This is a genomic window from Streptomyces sp. HSW2009, assembly GCF_040240285.1.
Lineage (GTDB): Bacteria > Actinomycetota > Actinomycetes > Streptomycetales > Streptomycetaceae > Streptomyces.
Window position 1 is genome coordinate 1 of record NZ_JBEHZD010000843.1, and the last position, 2,182, is coordinate 2,182.

Below are 2,182 nucleotides of genomic sequence, written 5' to 3' on the forward strand. Positions count from 1 at the left end.
CCCAGGCAGGGGTGGCGCGACGTACCCCGATCCGCAGGCCGCGGGTCCCGGCGGGCCGGCCGCCGGCGGGGGACGATCCCCCCAGACCGGGCCGGTCGCGCCGACAGCACCGACAGCACCGACAGCACCGACCACATCAGCAGCGCCAGCCGCGCCGTTCGACGGCCCCGACGCCGCCACGGAGTTGGACCGCACGCGCCAGGTGTTGGCCGCCGGTGGGGCGCCGGAGCAACTGGCCGAGCAGGTGGTGCGGACGCTGGGCGAGCGGGCGGCGACGGCCCTGCGGGACGATCCGTGGCTCCTGCTGACCGTCGCCGGCGTCCGCCCCGAGCAGGCGGACGGCTTCGCCCGGGCCCTGCTCGGGTCCGAGTGCGGCCCCGGTGACGAGCGGCGCGCGCGGGCGCTGGTCAGTTGGCTCCTGGAGCGCGCAGCCCTCGAAGGCCACACGGCCCGGGAGACCCCCGCGCTGCGTGAGGCGCTCGCCGGGCAGGCCGTCCCCGACCCCGACGAGGCCCTGCGCGAGGCGGTCGCAGAGGGCGGCGTGCTGGTCTTCCAGGACGCCCTGGAGACCCCCGGTGCCGCCCCGCGCGCCCAGGACGACAACGAGGAGGCGGAACAGCCGGTCCGGGTCCTGCTGGGGCTCGACCGGTACGCCCTGGCCGAGGAGAGCCTGGCCGACGGCCTGGCCCGGTTGATCAACACCTTCGACCCGACGGCCGAACCTGCGGCACCCGCCACCCCCGACGACGCGGACGGACCGCACGCCCCGAACGACCCGAACGGGCCGCACGACGCGGACCCACACAGCGCGGACCTCGACGCCACAGACGCCGCACACGGCCCGGGCGCCACCGACGCCACCGACGCCGCCGCCCCGGAGGACGCACCGACCTGGGACGCCCTCGCGGAGGCCGCACCCTCGTCGTCGGCCGCCAAGTTGATCAGGGCAGCCGCGGCGCACGGGCTGGTGGTGCACAGCGGGGGCGAGCGCGCCCGGGCCGAGCCGGTGGCGCTCGTCGCCGCCGCGCACGCCCGCGGGCTACGGGCCTACGCGGCGGCGCACAGCGACGACGGCCGGCAGCGGTTGGCCGCGGCGCTGGCCGCCGCCGACCTGCCCGCCACGCTCGCGGTGACCGTGACCGGGCTGCTCACCGACGCCGAGGGCCCCGGCCGGGACGCGGAGGGCGCGCTGGGGCTCGACCTGCTCGCGGTGCTCGACGCCCCGCACCTCGATGTGGAGGGCGCGGCGGCGCTGGTGGAGTGGCTGCCGGACGGCTGCCGGCTGGTGCTGAGCGGCGATCCGGGAGTGCTCGGTTCGGCCGGGCCCGGGCGGGTCTTCGGCGATCTGCTGGCCGCCCGCGCCTGCCCGCAGGTGGTGTCCAGGACACCGGACCCCGGCCCCATCGGCGAGCTGGTCTCCGGGATCGGCATCGGCGAGCTCCAGCAGGTCGAAGCACCGGGCAAGGAGGTCGTGATCGTACCGGTGCGGGATGCGGGCGAGGCCGTGCACCGGACGGTGCAGTTGGTCGCCGACTCGGTGCCGCGGGCGATCGGCGTACCGATGCCGGACATCCAGGTGATCACCGTCGGACACGGCGGCGCCGCCGGCACCCGGGCGCTCAACGCCGCACTCAAGGAGCGCCTCAACCCCGGGCCCGGCCGGTTCGCCGGCTTCGACCCGGGCGACCGCGTCGCCTACGCGGTGGCCCCGGGGCGTACGGTCACCGGCACGGTGGTCGCCGCCGAGCCGGACGGGCTGCGGCTCGACTGCGGCGGCGCCGCAGTGCTCGTGGAGCGGGCGCGGATCGCGGACGCACTGCGGCACGGCTGGGCGATCACGGCGCACCAGGCGGCCGGCCGCCGCTGGCCCGCAGCCGTCGCCGTGCTGCCGGGCGACGCGGGCCACCTGCTCACCCGGGCCTGGGTCTACACCGCGTTCAGCCGCGGTGAACAGCACCTGTCGGTGGTGCACGGCGTGGGCCAGGCGCTGCCGCACGCGGTGGCCGAGGTGCCGGCTGCGGAGCGTACGACCCGGCTGCGGGCCCTGCTCCGCGCCCAGACCCCCACGGTCTGAGGCCGCCCCGGGGGGCGGGGGCCCCCCCCCCGCCCGCGCCCCCGCGCCCCCCCCCCCCCCGGCCCCCCGCCCCCCCCCCCGCGCCCCCCCCCCCCCCCCTTTTTTTTT

The 2,182-nt window shown here is 78.5% G+C and carries 1 protein-coding gene; it reads left to right on the forward strand.

The features are described from left to right. On the forward strand, window positions 1-2,074 hold a 2,074-nt coding region (locus tag AAHZ94_RS32795; RefSeq protein ID WP_349997353.1), incomplete at its 5' end, for a helix-hairpin-helix domain-containing protein. Window positions 2,075-2,182: the final 108 nt, after the last annotated feature.